The organism is Methyloradius palustris (assembly GCF_019703875.1).
GTDB lineage: Bacteria > Pseudomonadota > Gammaproteobacteria > Burkholderiales > Methylophilaceae > Methyloradius > Methyloradius palustris.
Genome location: NZ_AP024110.1, coordinates 1,157,070 through 1,174,210, shown reverse-complemented (window position 1 = coordinate 1,174,210; position 17,141 = coordinate 1,157,070). Strand labels below are relative to the sequence as shown.

Here is a 17,141-nt window from a genome sequence, read left to right as displayed (position 1 = left end):
AAACTTAATCAAGCACTGCGAGCTTGCCGATGCTTAAAAAGAGAATGGCTTTTTTAATCGGCAAGCCTTCACCAGTAAACAAAGCAGCATAAGCCTCTAGCTGGGCTCGGTATTGTTCTGCGTATTGCGCTATTGCTTCTTGGTTAAGGGCAGCATTCAAAGGCGCTGACTTGTAATCAATAATCCAGCGCTCACCATTTTCGATGAAGGTTCTGTCGATTACTCGGGTGCTGGCATCACCATTTTCAATTGTGGTCAAAGCGAGCTCTGCACGCGCTGTTTCGCGTGCCTGCAAGACCCAGCGCCCTTGCTCACTATCCAGAGTAACAATCAATGCGTGTAGCACTTTAACTGCGCCCTGCTCGGCTTGTTTAGCATCATGGCCTGCTTGTTGAAACCAGCCCTGCATCACGGGTTTGAACGTTTGCAAACGCTCAATATTCCATGCCTCAAGCCCGCTTTGCGCCATCAATTCCACATAGCGATGCGCGAGTATGCCGATATTCTTTTCTAGCGAATGATAATCTTCAACTGCTGGCGGCGATTTCGCTAAAGATTCGCCCAGCAGGTTTGAGTTACGCGCCAACTCTTTAGTGACTATCGCCTGAAACAGCTCTGGTTTACCTACCTGTTTGAGCCGCATGAGTTGCGGCGTAAAGCTGGCAAGGGTTGGCTTTTCTTCAGCGTTTATCCATTCATCGGGTTGGGTAACGGCGGCAGCCTGCATAAAATATGCGGCTACTTGCGGCCACAAATGGCTCAAATGGGTATTAGCCGTAGGCTCTTTCACTTGACCTACAGCATCTTCATCCAACTTGGCAATACCAAGCAGGTGCAGCTTACGTTCGGCGCGGGTGGCCGCGACATAGAGCACGCGCAGGCTTTCATTCTGTGCGCGTTCTTTTTCCAGGCCTTGCAGGTAATCATACGGCGTGGGCAGATCATGCTGGCGCGAGCCTTTAGGCATCAGCGGTGCGGCAATCAGTTCAGTGGCGCTACCCAAAGTCGCGTCAGGCATGCTGACTTCTTCCCACAGCAGCAAAGGCTGGTCTTGCTGGGCATTGCCACGATCCAGGCCTGGCAGAATGACCGTATCAAACTCCAGGCCTTTGGATTTATGAATGGTCATGAACTGCAAGCTCTCAGTGGCTTGCGCATCTGGTGCGGCGTAGAGCTTTTGCATGCCTTCTTCAAGCGCAGTCAGTGAAAAACCATTGCCTGCATCCAATGATTCAATGAGGTCAAAAAATGCCTGCACGTCACGTACATCTCCAGTATCCCAAAGGCAGGCTGGGCCATTGAGCAACAGCCACACTGACTCCACCCAGCGCCGCGTGCTTTGGCGGCCTTGATGTAACAACGCTTGCATTAACACCTGCTTGGTATGCCTGAGCCTGGCCTGGCCATCTATACTCATTTTGGCCAAACGAGCTTCGTCCTGCATCAGCGACCAGATGGTGGAATCATGGTCATCGGCCGCCAGCACGTGCATATCAGCCAAGGTCAGGCCGCACCACGGCGCTCGCAAAATCGCCAGCCAATTCACACGGTCTGCGCGATGATGCAAAGCATGGGTCAACGCCAGCACATCCTGTACGCTTTGGCGGCCACTCAGGGTTTCAATCTCAACTGCTTGAAATTTGATATTGGGCCGAGCACGGCGAATCTCAGTCACCAATGCAGTTAAATGGTCTCTGGCGCGCACCAGTACGGCAATGGTTCGGCCTGGATACTCGTGCTGTTCGGCCTCAATAATATTCGCAACCTGTATGGCCTCTAGCATTTCTGCTGCCAATTTTGAAGTATTGCGGGCAGCCAATACCGGGTGCACCTGCACACCGCCATCTTCAGCCACAGGCTTGCCTGCCACAAATGGCCGGTAACTGATTGCACCTCGCGCAACGCTATCTTGCTGCGGGAACGCTAGCCTAAAAGCCTGGTTGATCCAGTCCACGACTTGCGGACAAGAACGGTTATTGCGGTAGAGCTTGAGCTTATTCAGGCGAATGTGATCAATTCCACTTTCGGCGACTTGCAGAAACAGGCCAACATCCGCCTTGCGGAATCGGTAGATGGACTGCATGGGGTCGCCCACACAAAACAGGGTGCGACCATCGTCGGGCAGCCAGCCGCGCGTCAGTCTGCGCAGCAATTCAACCTGGGTTGGGCTGGTATCCTGAAACTCATCGACCAGCAAATGGCTGATGCGGTAATCCAGCTTCATCGCCAGATCAGTGGCGCCTGTTTCATCTTCCAGCGCTTGCAGCGCGCGTTGCGCCACGCCGATAAAATCAACCTCGCCTGCCTCTTGAAACACAGTCCATAAATGCGCCACAGCAAGGTTAAGTAAATGCGCAAAGGTAGCGACCAGATGCCAGCTCTCCTCGCCACCCTCCAAACTTGGCAGTTTGCGAATGTGTGATAAATGCAGTTCAGCACTTGGGTGCTGCCTGATGGCATCAACGACTGCCTGGAATACCGCTTTGTTGGCTCTGCCTTCATCGGTCGCTGGAAAGCCATTTCTAACGTTTAAGCCTTTTTCTTTACGGAACTCGTTAGTACCTGTGAGCAGAAAATCGGCGATGACACGCCAAGCTGGCAACATCGCTAAATCAGCCTCAAGCGGCTCATCCCAATCACGCAGCAAGGCGATTGACGCATCTTCTGGCAGGTTAGCAGCGGCGAACCTGACCAGCGGCATCAACTGCGATTGCAAGTCTGATGGCAGTACGGCGGCGGCCTGCGCCATATCCTGCGCTAGTAAATGGCATAGTGCAGCTTCCGCACCTTTGCTGCTATCCAGTTGCTGGGCATGACCCAGCCATTGGTCGCGCTGGCTAAGCATTTTCACCAACAGCTCAGTCAATCGCTCGGTGTTGTTATCCAGATGACTCAAGGTATCAGCCACTACCTTGCCATGTTCGTCGCCTGAATCCAGCATCTCCAGCGTTCTGCGTACCGCCTCTTGGTAATGCACGCTTGCATCGATTGACATCATCGGTTGGCTGCCGAAGCGCGATAACAGTGGCATTTGGCGGGCTAAATGGCCGCAAAATGCGTCAATCGTAGTAATGCGCAAACGTGCAGGGTTTTGCAGCAGTTGCCAGTGATGTTCGGCCGATAGCTGCAAAGCCTGTTTTGCCAGCGCATACGTAATCTGCTTGTGCGCTTGCGGCGGTGGAACATCATCCAGCGCCAGCTTGAGGCTTTCCAATATGCGCAGGCGCATTTCGGCCGCCGCTTTATTGGTGAATGTAATGGCGATGATTTCCTCGGGGGATTCTACTGTTTGCAACAGTTTCAAATAGCGTTGCGTGAGAAGTTCTGTCTTACCCGCCCCTGCTGGGGCTTCGACAATAAACGAGGCCAAGCCTAGCGCAGCCAGGCGGTTGGCTTCATCTTCTGCAATCAAGGTTTCATACATTGAGGTCATGCGTTGGTAGTGCCATCTGTCAATAAAGCGTTAGCGCGCTCGAACTGCAACTCGCGCTCAGGCAAGCGCAACAATGGCAGCACTTCGCAATACTTCAAATCCTCTTCGTCATTGAAACGCACCGCTGCTTCGCCTACCTTGATTTCACTGGCAATTGCACGAATGCTGGTGCGCCAATGTTCGAGCACTGCAGGCCAATCAGGAAAGCTGGCTTCATCGAAAATGTTGCGTATTACTTTATGTGTAATATCGTTAACCTTAGGCAGTATCTCGGCTTCTGCGGCTATGCCAGAAAATGCATGCTCCTCACTTTTAACTCGCGAAAAACAAACGGCGGCAACTTCATCACCCAATAACGCCAGTGCCGCATAGATCGGTAGTTGCGGCTCGGTAATGCGTGATTCTGCCCAGTTTTTGTAATCAGGTTTAGCACCCGTTTTGTAGTCGATAATAACCAGGCGCCCATCTTCGAGTGCATCGATACGATCAATGAACAAACGGATAGCGATGCCCTCAATATCAAGCTCTACTTTTTTCTCGCAAGCTGCAACGCTAAAGGGTGCCAGTCTTGTTAGCTCAAGCATGAGCCACGCATCAACCAGCTTCACTAGGCGCTGCTGCTCAAGCGCGATAAAAGCGGCTGATAACGCTTGGTCGCGCTCCTGATTGAATTGCGTAAGTGCGGCAGTTGCTGCCATATCCACTGCATACAACCTTTGCTCAACAGACATCTCCTGCAATACAACCGAGTCTCGGCCTTGCCAAAATTGCTGCAATACCATGTGTACCAGATTGCCGCGAGTCGCTGAATCCAGACCATCCACGGGCGATTCTAACTTGCGCGCCCCAAGACGATATTGGTAATACGCCCAGGCAGGGCAAATCGCCTGCGCTTTAAGCAGGCCTGTACCACCATGCACATACTCACCAGCCGTCAATGCTGGCGCGATATGGTCATCAATCGCATCTGGCTCGAAACCTTGTTCAGGCAGGTATTGCTCTGCTAACGTGCTGGCTAAAGGTAAATCAGTGATCAGTGGCAAAGCAGCTATCAAAGGACTAGTCCGCAGCATGCGGTCTGCCTCTTTTTCGGACCAGGAAAATACAATCTGCGAGGCGCTGTGTAATAAACGCTGGTGAATAGCCTGTGCAAACTCGCTCTGCACCTGGCTATCAGCATTGGGTGTGCCGATGCTGCGCTGCAATGCGGCTGGCAATAAGGGATTAGGTCGTGGTTGCGGCGGCCAGATGTGGTCATTCATCCCCATAACCCATAGACCATCCAGCGCACTACCTACAGCCTCAAGCATGCCCAGGATTTGTAATGGTGGATCACCCATGCTGCGTGGTTGGAATATCTCGTCAACACAGCGTTGTGCCAACCACTGAACTATGGTGGCCAGCGTGACTTTACCAAGTAAAGCATCTAATCTGGATAATCCCTCAACCAGTTCAAGAAATTTTTGCTGCGACTGAAATTCATGGCTGGAAAGACCTCGCTCGCCCGGCCAGCCTAATGTTTTAAGGAATTGCAACAATAGGCTAGACCATACTGAAGGAAAATTTCTAAGGGGCAGCTGGTCTAAAAAAGTGCTCGCACTGCGTAAACATAGCGCTAGCTCTGGCACTATTTTCGCCTGCTCGGCGAAATGAATAATCCGACGGAGGTTGATGGTTTGTGGCAGCTTGTGCCGCAATAACGCATCAAATTTCGCGCGCGCATTCGCTTCGCTGATATCAGCCGACCAAAATCGCTGTAACAGTAATGGGCTGAACTGCTCTTGCGCAACATCATGCCGCCCAGCACACAACCGTAACAAGTTGAGCGCAACCGCAATAACGGGCTGCTTGGATAATGGCTGGCCAAGCGAAAAATCATAAAGGCGAGGCATCTCGGCATGGCTGGCTTCAATACTGACTGGGTGCAAATAGTCATCCAGCAGACTCGCCAAGCGCTCACGCAATACTGCCAATTCAGGCACCACAATCGCCAAACGGGCTTGCGGATTATCGTGCAGTGCATTGACCGCCCAAGCCACGGCAGCGCGGTATTCAGCATCACGGTTATCTAGTTTGCATTGGACAGGATTAGGCGTGATTTCAGGCTTGATTTGCCAGATATTAACCTGTACTCCACGCGCCATAAGCACATCCAGTAAGCGCTGTTGTTGCGGGTCTATGCGATCAAAACCCGCCAGATCAATAGTGGATGGCAAGGCTAACTCAAGCTTCGCTAACCTCTCAATCTGCCAATCGAAATAACGCACAGATTCCAGCCAGCCAGCTTGGCTACAAGCTTTCTGGAACGCCCTGCGCCACTGCAAGAATTGCTTGGTTTCTTCTGTTGTTTGTGTAGCAACAAGCAGACTTGCTGGCGGGATATTCCAAACCTGCATCAGCGCATTCGCCTCTGCCGCCGCGCTCGCCAAGCCGCTGCTATCAAACAGGTCTTTCATCACATCATTCGCAAGGCTTTCTTCAATCACTCGCTCCCACAGCAAGCGCTCTTCCATCGCATCCAGCGTACGCGACGGCACATTCGCAGCGGGAATCTCGCCGAGCAAAATGGCTGTTTGTATTTGTGACTCCAGCCATTGCTTGAGCGTGTATGTTTGCAATGGCGACCACTGCTGCTGGCCTTGCGCAACCATCTCACGCGTATTCACCAACTGGATGTTGTGCGCCATGCGCGATGTCGAGCAGAGGATGATGGGTGTGGTGGTCATCTATTTATTGGATTAAGAGCAAAGTTTCGAGTTGCTAAATGGGACAATCTTGCCAGGCCTGATTGAATGGCTTAATACGAGCTTGCGTATCAGGGTGCGAGGATACAATCTCAGGGACGCTATCCACCCCTGCCTGTTTGGTAAGTCTGGCGAGAATATCAGCAAATACGTGAGGCTGAATGCAACTAGTATGCAAGGCATTCAAAGCATATTGATCGGCCTCTGTTTCCATGCTTCTTGAATAGCTTAGCTGTAAAAGTATTGCTGGCAGCCCAGACGCAAGCGAACTCACATCCCCAGTCACAGCAGCCAATGTCAGGCCAGCTAATGCGCCCTGCAAGGTTTGTCTGAATGGATGTCGATAATGGGCATGACCCATTTCGTGGGCTAATACCGCGATAACTTCATCGTCATTTTTTGATAACTTAATCAGCGCATCAGTGACCACAATAAACCCACCAGGCAAGGTAAATGCGTTAGCCCCTATCGCCTCGCTAGTCCTGAATTCCAGCTGATACTCAGGGCAGCCAGATGGTAACTTGCTACACACGGTTACCAATTGCTTGCGAATAGCATCTTGATGCAATTGTGGAATCTGGCTGGGTTTGAAATAACCGTATTGATGATCCATCCCCGCCAACACCTGTTCACCCAAGGCTTTTTCAGTCGCTACAGGGGTTGCTCTGGCAACTTCTTCAGCGAGTAGAGGAATACCATATTTCAGCAGCGCCCAACCTGCAAACACAGTCAATACTAAGGCGAAAAACACCCATTGCAGATGGTTCTCCAGATAATGCAAATAGCGCCAGAAACTAGTTTCCTTGGTTTGTGAAATTAAGGCATCAAGGCCAAAAATGTCTGCGGCTTCGAGCGTACCGCCTTCGGGCAACTCAATGATACGGCGTGCTTTACCGAGCTTGGGTTGTATGTTGAGGTCACTAAACGGAATGGTTGCGTTGAAGCTTGGTAATATCGCTACCTCAGACAAAGCCACATCATCCAGAGGCTCTAATACAATTACCCTGTCAGATTCCAGCACCCGCACTTTTACATGCTTGGCGCGGGCACTGATACCATCAAAATAATCGGCTAGAAACTCCATCTATACTTTCACTATCATCCAAAAGACAAATCGACATCAAACATATCGGCGATCTCTTCGCCTAGTGCTTTAGCCTCGGCTTTTTTGTCGCCTACAAATTTGTCAAAATCTGCTTCGCCAACCACAGCCAAATGCTCAACACGATAACGCTGCGTCCTGATTTGCGCCCATGGCGTCATCAAGCCAAAGGTAATAATGATCAGAATGAAGTTGGTGGTATATATCCAGAATAAATCACGTGCGCGCTGATTACTCTCAAACCTGAGGTTGTCCAGACTTGCGTTGTTCCATATCAAATTCCCCAACCTGGCATGCAGATATGCACTCAGAAAGAAGAGAATCCCAAATATCCCCGCAAACAGGCCAAACATGAACAATCCTCTTATACCATCAAGATTTTCATGGTTACCATTTAGGCGCGCGCTCACAGCTGCCAATGCCAGTAAGGCGCCAGCTATGAGAAGAATAAAAAGCAGCACTTTTAGATATGTTTTATAAAAGTCGCCAACCTTTACATCAAGATCAAAATCGGTAGTGCCAAAGCGGTGCTTGGCAACGATGAATTTAGTGTGCTGATGTGCCACATATGGGTAGATTAAGCCCAGCGTAAAAGGTATGAGCATTGGCAAGCCGATGACAACACGAATCGCCTCACGCACGGTGCCCACAAAATTAAAGCGCAGGCCGCGATGGCTGGAATTTCGCGCATTGAATATATTGCCCCTGACAATAATCCAGGGCAAAGCCAGAAAAAAGATCAACATCAAAGCGCCACTCAATGCGGGTGAGATATTTTTGCTCAATGAATAAATCACGAATAACACAAAGGCAATCGCCCTGCCCTTTAGGATGGAAACTGGGTTTGCATGGTAATCAAAGCCAACGCCATCTATAAGCGTGTTGTTGTAGAAGTACTTCTTGCGCCTGACTTTTGCCCAGGCTGAATAAATCCCCAGTGTTACAATGCTCAGCAAAAGGTTGACGATCCAGATACCAAAATATTCAGTAGCGTTGCCTGTAAAAAAGATAGGCGTTTTTTGACCTGACTCTGACATCATGCACTCCCTATTATTATTGATTATTGATTATTGAAGCAAGCCACAGAACAAAGCTTATGTTCAGAGCTTAGCCAATTATCATCTATATCTCCAGCATCAGGAACGAAATAATTTAAAAAATGGCCGACGAAAAAAACTATATAACGCCAGAAGGTTATGCCTTACTAAAAGCAGAGTTTGAGCAGCTTTATAAAGTAGAGCGCCCCAAAGTCGTCAGGGATGTTTCATGGGCAGCGAGTAATGGTGACCGTAGCGAAAATGGTGATTATATTTATGGTAAAAAGCGGCTGCGCCAGATTGATTCACGTTGCCGACATTTGATGAAGCGCATGGATCTTGCCGAAATTGTGGACGCCACACGCCAGCAAAACCTTGAGCGCATTTTCTTTGGCGCGTGGGTCACGCTATATTCAATTGATAGAGAAACAGAGCATCACTATCGCATCATCGGTAAAGACGAGATCGACGCAAACAAAGGTTATATCAGCTGGATATCGCCACTTGCCAAAGCCTTGTTAGGCAAACAAATGGGCGATGAAATCAAAGCGATTACGCCTGCTGGCGAAGAGCTTTATGAAGTGATCGAAGTCAGTTATACCGACCCAGATGAAACGAGTGAAAGCCGTGAAAGCTAGCCCTAAAAGCTGTGATATTTTCTGCCGCATCATTGATAACTATGGCGATATAGGCGTGTGTTGGCGGCTAGCCAAGCAATTAGCTAAGGAATATGACCTGACGATTCGGCTCTTTGTAGATGACCTAACAACTGCTAAGCATCTCATCCCTAGCCTCGATACCAGTAAAATAAGACAGACTGTAATGCAGGTTGAAATTGTGCATTGGCAAGCTCAATTTCCCTCAGCTATACCTGCAGATATTGTGATTGAAGCCTTTGCCTGCGAGTTGCCTGACTCTTATCTACAAGCAATGACTGAAAAACAGCCTGTTTGGCTGAATCTGGAATACCTTTCAGCAGAATCTTGGGTGGATGGCTTTCATGCGCAAATATCCAAACACCCGACTTTGCCATTAACCAAACACTTCTTTTTTCCTGGGTTTAGTGAAAATACTGGCGGCTTATTGCAAGAAAATGCACTCATAAAAGAACGCCAAAGTTTTCAAGATTCGGCTGAAGCACAAGCTCAATTCTGGCAAAAACCACAAATCCCTGATGCAATAGAGCCAAAAGACAAGTTATTAAAAGTATCGTTATTCGCTTATCCAGAAGCCCCCGTTACTGATTTGTTGGAGAGTTTTACAAATGCATCCCGACCCACGCTATGTTTGTTGCCAGGCAATGGACTAATCAATGTCATAGAGCAGTATTTTGATTGGAGTGTTTCGGAAAATAGCCGAATCACTGTGGGCAATCTAACCTTGCAGCATGTACCATTTTTATCACAAACCGAATATGACCAACTGTTATGGGCTTGCGACCTGAATTTTGTGCGTGGTGAAGATAGCTGGATACGCGCCATCTGGGCAGCAAAACCCATGATATGGCAACCCTACCAACAAACAGAGCAAGCGCACTTACCAAAACTGAACGCTTTCCTTGATTTATATACGCACGGATTGCCTGGTGAATCAAAGCAGGTAGTAGAAAGATTTCATCAAGCCTGGTCCAGCGGCCATCTGGCCACGAATGATTGGCAACAAATATCAGATCACCTGCCTGCGATTGCTAAGCAGAGCAAAAAATTCAGCGATCTATTAGCCCAACAAACTGACTTAGCATCAAGGCTAGTAAGTTTCTGCAAAAACCCGACTTATCCAGTATAATCATGGGCTTTTTACAAGCCGCTGGGCTTACCTAGATTTAGGCCAGCGATTTTTAGTCGCAAGACGACTTTAATATAAAAACTACAGAGAATTGATATGAAAACAGCTCAGGAACTTCGCGTTGGCAACGTCATCATGATTGGTAACGATCCATTGGTCGTGCAAAAAGCCGAATACAATAAATCAGGCCGTAACTCAGCCGTGGTTAAAATGAAATTCAAGAACTTATTGACCGATGCGCCTAGCGAATCAGTTTATAAGGCAGACGACAAGTTCGAAGTCGTGGTTCTGGAAAAAAGAGATGTCACCTTCTCTTACTTTGCTGATCCAAGCTATGTGTTTATGGATGCCGAGTACAACCAATATGACGTTGACGCCGAAAATATGACAGATGCGCTCAACTTTCTGGATGTTGGTATGGAATGCGAAGTGCGTTTCTACAACGGCAAAGCGATTTCTGTAGATTTACCAAACTCAGTAGTACGTGAAATTACCTATACCGAGCCAGCTGTTAAGGGCGATACCTCAGGCAAGGTCATGAAGCCTGCGAAAATCTCAACTGGCTTTGAACTGCCAGTGCCACTGTTCTGTGCTACTGGTGACAAAATTGAAATTGATACTCGCACTGGCGAGTACAAGAATCGTGTCAAATAAGCACTAAATAATCGACAATAAAAAAGGCATCCAAGGATGCCTTTTTTATTTCTACCACTAATTCAATTAACCGTGTTTGTAATGCTTCTTCAATGGCTTAACTACTTCCCAATCGGTCTTCAGGCCTTCAGGGAATACAACGAAGTCACCTGGAACAATACGCACTGGCTCGCCACCTTTAGGAGTTACTACAATCTCACCCTCTAAAATGTAAGCGGTTTCTTTAGCGCCGAAATTCAGTGGGAATTTTGATACTTCTTTTTCCCAGATAGACCAGCTTGATACGCCTAATTGCTTTAACTTTTCTTCACTTGGGTTATGTTCAACCGTAATTTGACTCATGCTTTATCCTAAAAATTTAAAAATAAAAAACTATTTCGATAATTTATCGATGAAACGTATTTTAGCATTTTTTATCGTCCATTGACTTCAAAGGTTTAAGGCACGTTCTTTGCTATGTTATATACAACCCGCCCAATTCTCATGGAAATATCATGAACAGCCAAGCTACCAATTCCCCGAAACACAATGACATGGTGGGCAAAATGCCCACGCTCAAGCAATACCGTGACTCATTGCAGCAGTTGCAGAGCGTGTGGGATAACTTGTCTTTATTAGGCCAGTTATCAGGCACTGGCACTGACATGAATGAAACCCGTCAAGACTTCAGCCAGGTCACCAACAATGTGCTGGATAGCCTAGCTGAGGAGACGCTGAACAAAACCGTGACGGCAATCACTGTCAAAGCTCAAGTGGCAGTTGATATCGTTATCCGTAACTTATTTGAACGCACTGCAGACATTGGCTTCTTATCAACCGATGATAATGTGAGTGGGTTCTTAATAAAATATGCAGAAAACACACTAGATGATAATGACTATCTGGCGCTGAAATTAAGATTTGAAGAATATGTTAAAAAATATTCTGTTTATTTCAACATCGTATTACTCGACTTAAATGGCAATGTTTTGGTGCAGCTTGACGATGAGAACCCCATCTCGGTCATTCATGACCCATTAGTCAATCAGGCGATTGATACTGAAGACGCCTATGTTGAAGTCTTTAGAAAAACTGACTTACTGCCTAATCAAGACGTAGGCTTGGTCTATGCATATAGAGTGACTACGGACAACAGCAAAAAAGCGCTAGGTGTATTGTGCCTGTGCTTCCGTTTTAAGAACGAAATGGAAGGCGTTTTCTCAGACTTGATTACACGCGACGAGTGGGCGCTTGGATTCTTGCTGGATGAAAAAGGCATCGTGATCTCAAGTAGTGACCACTATCAAATACCACTCGGCGCAAAGCTTGAGACTGCTGTAGATAAAGACTGGATATTGACCCGTTTTGCAGGCCGCGAATATATTGCAGTGACGAGAGAAACAAAAGGCTACCAAGGCTACATGGGCCCTGGCTGGATGGGCCATGCGATGATCCCCTTAGATCATGCTTTTGATCATGATGTATCAGGCAACGTAGATAATATTGATAAAGACTTGCTGACCAAAGTGATGCGCAGCCCACTCTTGTTTTCACAAACATTATTAGAAATCCCCAAGCAGGCAAGCATGATTCAAAGCAAATTGAATCAGTCTGTATGGAACGGCAATATCTGGCAAAAAAGAATCTCCAGCGGCCTCACCCACCAAGCCAATTTCTCCAAAATGTTGCTTTGGGAAATCAGCAACACGGGCTTTAAAACGCAGAACGTGATTGAAAATACAGTATCAGATCTTTACCAAACCGTAGTGTCTGTGATGCTTGATAGCTCTAGCTTTTTTGCCTCATTAGCGGTTGATATCATGGATAGAAACCTCTACGAACGTGCCAACGACTGCAGATGGTGGGCACTGACAGCGACATTCCAAAAACTGCTGCCGAAGACCAACTTAACCACACAAGAGCAAGAAAGAATTGCTGGTGTTCTTAGATATATCAATGGCCTGTATACGGTGTATGCGAATCTGGTGGTATTTGATCGCTACGGGAAAATCATTGCCGTATCCAATTCAGATTACAAAGATTGTGTTGGCACAATCATTGATGCTGAATGGGTTGCCAGAACACGCAGTCTGAAAACATCCCAAGATTATGTCGTATCAAAATTTGAACCGACACCGCTTTATAAAGATGAGCCCACTTATATTTATGGTGCAGCGATTCGCTCTGAAGACGGCCAATTTATAGTCGGCGGTATTGGCATTGTTTTTGATAGCACGCCACAGTTTGCTGCAATGCTAGAAGACTCACTGCCACGTGATGCCAATGGTGACCCTATTGATGGTAGTTTTACACTATATGTAGATGGCGAGCTTAAAGTCATTTCATCTACGCTGCCTAAGTTCAAAGTAGGCAGCCAATTTAATTTGCAACCGCATTTATGCAAGTTAGAAACGAATCAGGCAGCGTTTGATATTGCGATTTATGAAGGTAAATACTATGCCGTTGGCGCACGCGCATCGTCTGGCTACAGAGAGTTTAAAGGCCCAGATGATGAATACCAAAACCCCGTCACGGCGTTAATATTTATCCCACTAGGCAATGCAGCAGAAATTGATGCAATTATTCAGTCAGAATACTCATTCCAGCATAACCAGTTCAAACCAACTACGACCAATAACTCTTCAGCAACTGCCGAAGAATATGCAACCTTCTATGTGGGCTCGCAATGGCTAGGCATACCCGCAACACAAGTAGTTGAGGCCATACAATCAACAAAAATCAAATCATTACCTGAAACATCTTCTATATTGGCAGGTGTAATACAACACCAAGGGGCGGTCATTCCCATCATCAACTTGGCATTAACGCTGGGCGATACAAGTAACGATACCTTGGATGGACAACTGATCGTTGTGATTCAGCGTACTGAAGACTCTTCAAAATTCGGCATACTAGTCAATGCATTGGGTGAGATTCCCGCGATAGAGCCAGAGAAAATAGAATCCATCGCGACCATCTTCTCTAGTGCGAATACTACAGCTGAAGGTATTACAAAGGTTGATTTAGAGAATGGCAAACATAATCTCTTGATTATTTTATCTGCAGAGAGCATGTGGACAAAAATCAACGCCGTGCATCAGGAGTATCTGGATAATTCAAAACTCAAAGTTGCGGCTTGATCACTCTGCAACGAAGTGGTGCCTTTAGTCTTGAATCTAATTCTGCCATGTCATATTACTCAGAATATGCTGGCAGATTTTTCTTGTTAACCGGCTTCTCTGGACTTGCTACTTTTACGCATTCACCTAAATAGCGAGCAGATAGTTTTGTAGTGATTTTGATATTATTTTCGCCTTGCGTTGCTGAAAGTATTTCACCACTTAAAGTCTCGTTACGAAAAAAGATATTTCCATTGATCTTGGTTTTCATCCCCCGCTGTTCACAGGTAAATTGCCAGCTCAGCTTATCTCGCGTCATGCTTTTATTATCTAGTACACAAGGCGTACCTCGCGGCAATGTCAGCATGGTTTCTTGCGCATTTTCAGGGCTTAAGCAACGCTGATACTGCACTGGCCCAGTAGATGGGCCTGTTGCGTTAGGCACTACCATTTGAATGCCGATTAACCAAGAGCCTTCTTTAAGATTAGGCTTTTCACTTTCGGCGAATAAGGACGGTGAAAACACGATCATCATCAACACGAACAGACATCTGTTTGGTTTCATTAAATTACAACTCTACTTAGGAAACTTCATAGGCGTTTGCATACGCACAACCGCCTCAGATGTTACGGGAATCCGATATCCACCAATTACCCAATTTAATCCTGGAACTGTGGCGTTTTGAAGAGCACCTGAAACAGTGCTCAATAAACTCTGTATAGGGCCTAAATCAAGGCCAACCACGCCAGCTGCATCTGAAACTTTATCCAGAGTAGCCCCATACTGATCTTGAAGGGTTGAACAAGAATTGGGGGTAGTTGCAAAATTTTGAGGGGTAGAGAAAAACTCACCCGTCAGATTTTTCGCACCTTGTATACCATTCACCAAAGAATAAATGGCTACGTTGGCCAATGGCACAATCAGCTTTGCACAATAAGTCACGCGTATTTTTAGAATATTGGCATCCTGGATATTCAGCGATGAACTGCTGCCAAGTGTAGTCGGCCTGTATTGCAAATTATCATTGGGGACTATCCAGGAGTTTGCATCACTCGGGTTCTGAATGCCAAAGTCATTTTTAACGGTATCAGGGGGGCTAATGCGCTCAATCTTGGTCACCAGTGGGTTAAATGCCTCAATGGCACCAATCGCCCTGCCACGCATAATGCCGCTAAAATTAGGCTGGTTAGTAAATAGTGGAGTCATCGCTGCACCAAACGCATCTTTAATACTGGTAGCGCTGCCGTTACTTAATGCACCTTGCCGTGCTGCGGCAAAAGCAGCGTAATTCACCTGACTTTTTATTTGATAGAGCAAACCAAACTGAATCGCTCCAAGCGTGAGCATCAACAAAGTTGGCAGAATAATGAGATATTCCACCATAGACTGGCCCGATTGCTTGAAAAAGCGATTAGTCGATTCTGACTGTTGCGTGCAGGTTGCCATATTTGTCATGAGTAAGCCATTGGAGCGTTTACACACCTCACTCAAGGTGTAGCTGTGCTTCCTTGAGTAGCATTTTCTGGAGATAGGTTTTTTGATTTATCTGCTTGAGGTGGTTTTGCTTTTTTTGATAATGGCTTGATTTGGTCGCCAAGCACTGTGATATGACTCAACTGCTCCAAAGTGTCATCTATTCTTGGCGCTAAAGAGTCTGATTCATTGACGGTAGCTTGTGCTTGCAGCATTGATGCATAAGCTTGGCGAAGACGTATCATTGCTAAGTTATGCCATGCCTTGCTGAATGCATTATCTGCAATCAGGCAACGCTGATATGCAATTGCAGCCTCATCAGGGCGATTATTATTGGCATACAAATTACCCAGCCTGAACCACATTTCTGGATCATTAGGCGTTTGTCTTAAAACCGATTTATAGAGCGACTCTGCTTTTGCAGCATCACCGCCAGCATCGGCTAATTTTGCATTTTCACTCAATAGTGCAAGCTCTGGAGTTGCCCTACTCTCAGCAGGAAGCACCTGTCCAGAATTATTGCCCATGTTTGCACAAGCCGTCATTGATAAAACGACTAAGAGTTGTAATAAATAAGTACAGTATTTCATGCAGCCTTCCAATCCAAGTAATCGCCACGCTGAATGCCTATACGTTCGATTTCACCTGCGTAGAACTCTATCGTTGCATAGGCATTGATTGCAAAAGCCATCCTCAGCGGACGTACATTTTTTAAGGCTTTCAATACGATTCCTTGAGCATCAATAAAAACAATGTCGAGCGGGTAAGTCATGCCAATAGTATGAATAGATGAGCAAGGCCTGATCAGCATGGCTTGATCAGGTTCCAGCGACTTTCTAAACAGCAGACCTCGCATCCGCTGCAAAATACTTTTAGCTAGCCACACCTTATTCACGACCAATTGATTGTTTTTGTACAACTGCCCAATCTGCATCATCCGCGCTACATAATTCCAGATGACATAAATTTCATCGCAATAGGGAAACCAAGAATCAAGAACGTCAGCGGGAAAATGAACACAAGTAATGGAAAAATCAATTTAACAGGTGCTTCCATGGCTTGTTTCTCAGCACGCTGGAAACGCTCGGTGCGCCGCTGCTCCGCTTGTGCCTTTAATGCTGTTCCTAACCTAGCGCCCATTTTCTCTGCCTGGATTGAAGTGCCAACAAAACTGGTGATCTCGGACATCTGCATGCGTGCTTCCATGCGACGTAAAGCATCGGCACGGGGCAAGCCTGAACGCAAATCACGCACCACCAAATAGAACTCATGTTTAAGCGGGCCTACTGGGCCTTTTTCCATGGCTTGATTGATAGCACCAGTCATGTTTAAACCAGCTTCCACCGCCATGGTGATGTAATCGAGATAGGTCGGCAAAGTTTTCTGTACTTCGATAACCCGGCGTTTTCTCACATCATTGAGCCAAATGACTGGATAAAAAAAGCCAAAAATAACAGCAATAATTAAAGTCATAGGCGATTGCTTATCCAGGGCATTCAGAGCAAAGCTGGCAGCACCCACCGCAATCAGCATTGATAAAAAGCGTAAAGCAAAGAACTGCTCAGCGCCCATCAAAAAGCTAATGCCCGTCAATTGTAATTTTTGCGAGCTTTTTTCTAGCGCAGCTGCAGGAATCAAGCGGCCGACATGGTATTCAAAGAAGCGGATTAAAGGCCAGATCATGCGCAATATCGGTGGCAATGGATCAAGGTATTCACGGTCTTCAGACGGAACCTCATGCTTCAGTTTCCCCACTGCGAATATTAATAGGATAACGGCTAATCCGAAGATCATAGCTATTAGAAAAAGTATAA

The 17,141-nt window shown here is 46.8% G+C and carries 14 protein-coding genes; 4 read left to right on the top strand and 10 right to left on the bottom strand.

What is annotated here, in order from left to right:
- Nucleotides 1-4 precede the first annotated feature (4 nt).
- The 4 genes from ZMTM_RS05680 to ZMTM_RS05665 are packed head-to-tail and all read right to left on the bottom strand — an operon-like array spanning nt 5 to nt 8,319.
- Nucleotides 5-3,433, bottom strand: a complete 3,429-nt coding sequence (locus ZMTM_RS05680) for a UvrD-helicase domain-containing protein (protein ID WP_221765332.1) — start codon at nt 3,431-3,433, stop codon at nt 5-7.
- Complete coding sequence (locus tag ZMTM_RS05675; RefSeq protein WP_221765331.1) at nt 3,430-6,159, bottom strand: PD-(D/E)XK nuclease family protein; 2,730 nt, start codon at nt 6,157-6,159, stop codon at nt 3,430-3,432. The genes ZMTM_RS05680 and ZMTM_RS05675 overlap by 4 nt, the downstream gene beginning before the upstream one ends.
- A gap of 34 nt (nt 6,160-6,193) precedes the next feature.
- Nucleotides 6,194-7,261 carry a M48 family metallopeptidase gene (locus ZMTM_RS05670; protein WP_221765330.1) on the bottom strand — a complete coding sequence of 356 codons (1,068 nt, stop codon included), beginning with the start codon at nt 7,259-7,261 and terminating at the stop codon, nt 6,194-6,196.
- A gap of 14 nt (nt 7,262-7,275) precedes the next feature.
- Nucleotides 7,276-8,319 (bottom strand): YjgN family protein, encoded by a 1,044-nt coding sequence (locus tag ZMTM_RS05665; RefSeq protein ID WP_225907109.1) that lies wholly within the window; start codon nt 8,317-8,319, stop codon nt 7,276-7,278.
- A gap of 119 nt (nt 8,320-8,438) precedes the next feature.
- Between ZMTM_RS05665 and greB the strand changes: the two genes are divergently transcribed.
- The 3 genes from greB to efp all read left to right on the top strand — a co-directional run bounded on the left by greB (nt 8,439) and on the right by efp (nt 10,755).
- Nucleotides 8,439-8,954, top strand: coding sequence for a transcription elongation factor GreB (gene greB / locus ZMTM_RS05660; RefSeq protein WP_221765329.1), 516 nt, complete (start codon nt 8,439-8,441; stop codon nt 8,952-8,954).
- Nucleotides 8,926-10,101, top strand: a complete 1,176-nt coding sequence (gene earP, locus ZMTM_RS05655; protein ID WP_221765328.1) for an elongation factor P maturation arginine rhamnosyltransferase EarP — start codon at nt 8,926-8,928, stop codon at nt 10,099-10,101. Before greB ends, earP begins: the two co-directional genes overlap by 29 nt.
- Nucleotides 10,102-10,197: 96 nt before the next feature.
- Nucleotides 10,198-10,755 (top strand): elongation factor P, encoded by a 558-nt coding sequence (efp, locus tag ZMTM_RS05650; RefSeq protein WP_221765327.1) that lies wholly within the window; start codon nt 10,198-10,200, stop codon nt 10,753-10,755.
- A 66-nt stretch (nt 10,756-10,821) separates the two neighbouring features.
- On the opposite strand, the gene ZMTM_RS05645 is transcribed toward efp, so the two are convergent.
- Nucleotides 10,822-11,097, bottom strand: coding sequence for a cupin domain-containing protein (locus ZMTM_RS05645; protein WP_221765326.1), 276 nt, complete (start codon nt 11,095-11,097; stop codon nt 10,822-10,824).
- A gap of 152 nt (nt 11,098-11,249) precedes the next feature.
- On the opposite strand from ZMTM_RS05645, the gene ZMTM_RS05640 reads away from it, so the two are divergent.
- Nucleotides 11,250-13,874 carry a chemotaxis protein CheW gene (locus tag ZMTM_RS05640; protein WP_225907108.1) on the top strand — a complete coding sequence of 875 codons (2,625 nt, stop codon included), beginning with the start codon at nt 11,250-11,252 and terminating at the stop codon, nt 13,872-13,874.
- Between the two features lie 55 nt (nt 13,875-13,929).
- Here the strand turns inward: ZMTM_RS05640 and ZMTM_RS05635 are convergent, their stop codons facing one another.
- From ZMTM_RS05635 to ZMTM_RS05615, 5 genes are read right to left on the bottom strand one after another with little or no spacing between them, the layout of a single operon-like run.
- Nucleotides 13,930-14,418, bottom strand: coding sequence for a DUF3617 domain-containing protein (locus tag ZMTM_RS05635; protein WP_221765325.1), 489 nt, complete (start codon nt 14,416-14,418; stop codon nt 13,930-13,932).
- 12 nt (nt 14,419-14,430) lie between these two features.
- Nucleotides 14,431-15,309: a TadE/TadG family type IV pilus assembly protein gene (locus ZMTM_RS05630; RefSeq protein WP_221765324.1), complete on the bottom strand. Its 879-nt coding sequence runs from the start codon at nt 15,307-15,309 to the stop codon at nt 14,431-14,433.
- A 32-nt stretch (nt 15,310-15,341) separates the two neighbouring features.
- Nucleotides 15,342-15,917: a tetratricopeptide repeat protein gene (locus ZMTM_RS05625; RefSeq protein WP_221765323.1), complete on the bottom strand. Its 576-nt coding sequence runs from the start codon at nt 15,915-15,917 to the stop codon at nt 15,342-15,344.
- Complete coding sequence (locus tag ZMTM_RS05620; RefSeq protein WP_221765322.1) at nt 15,914-16,264, bottom strand: DUF192 domain-containing protein; 351 nt, start codon at nt 16,262-16,264, stop codon at nt 15,914-15,916. The genes ZMTM_RS05625 and ZMTM_RS05620 overlap by 4 nt, the downstream gene beginning before the upstream one ends.
- A gap of 5 nt (nt 16,265-16,269) precedes the next feature.
- Complete coding sequence (locus tag ZMTM_RS05615; RefSeq protein WP_221765321.1) at nt 16,270-17,121, bottom strand: type II secretion system F family protein; 852 nt, start codon at nt 17,119-17,121, stop codon at nt 16,270-16,272.
- Between the last annotated feature and the right edge of the window lie 20 nt (nt 17,122-17,141).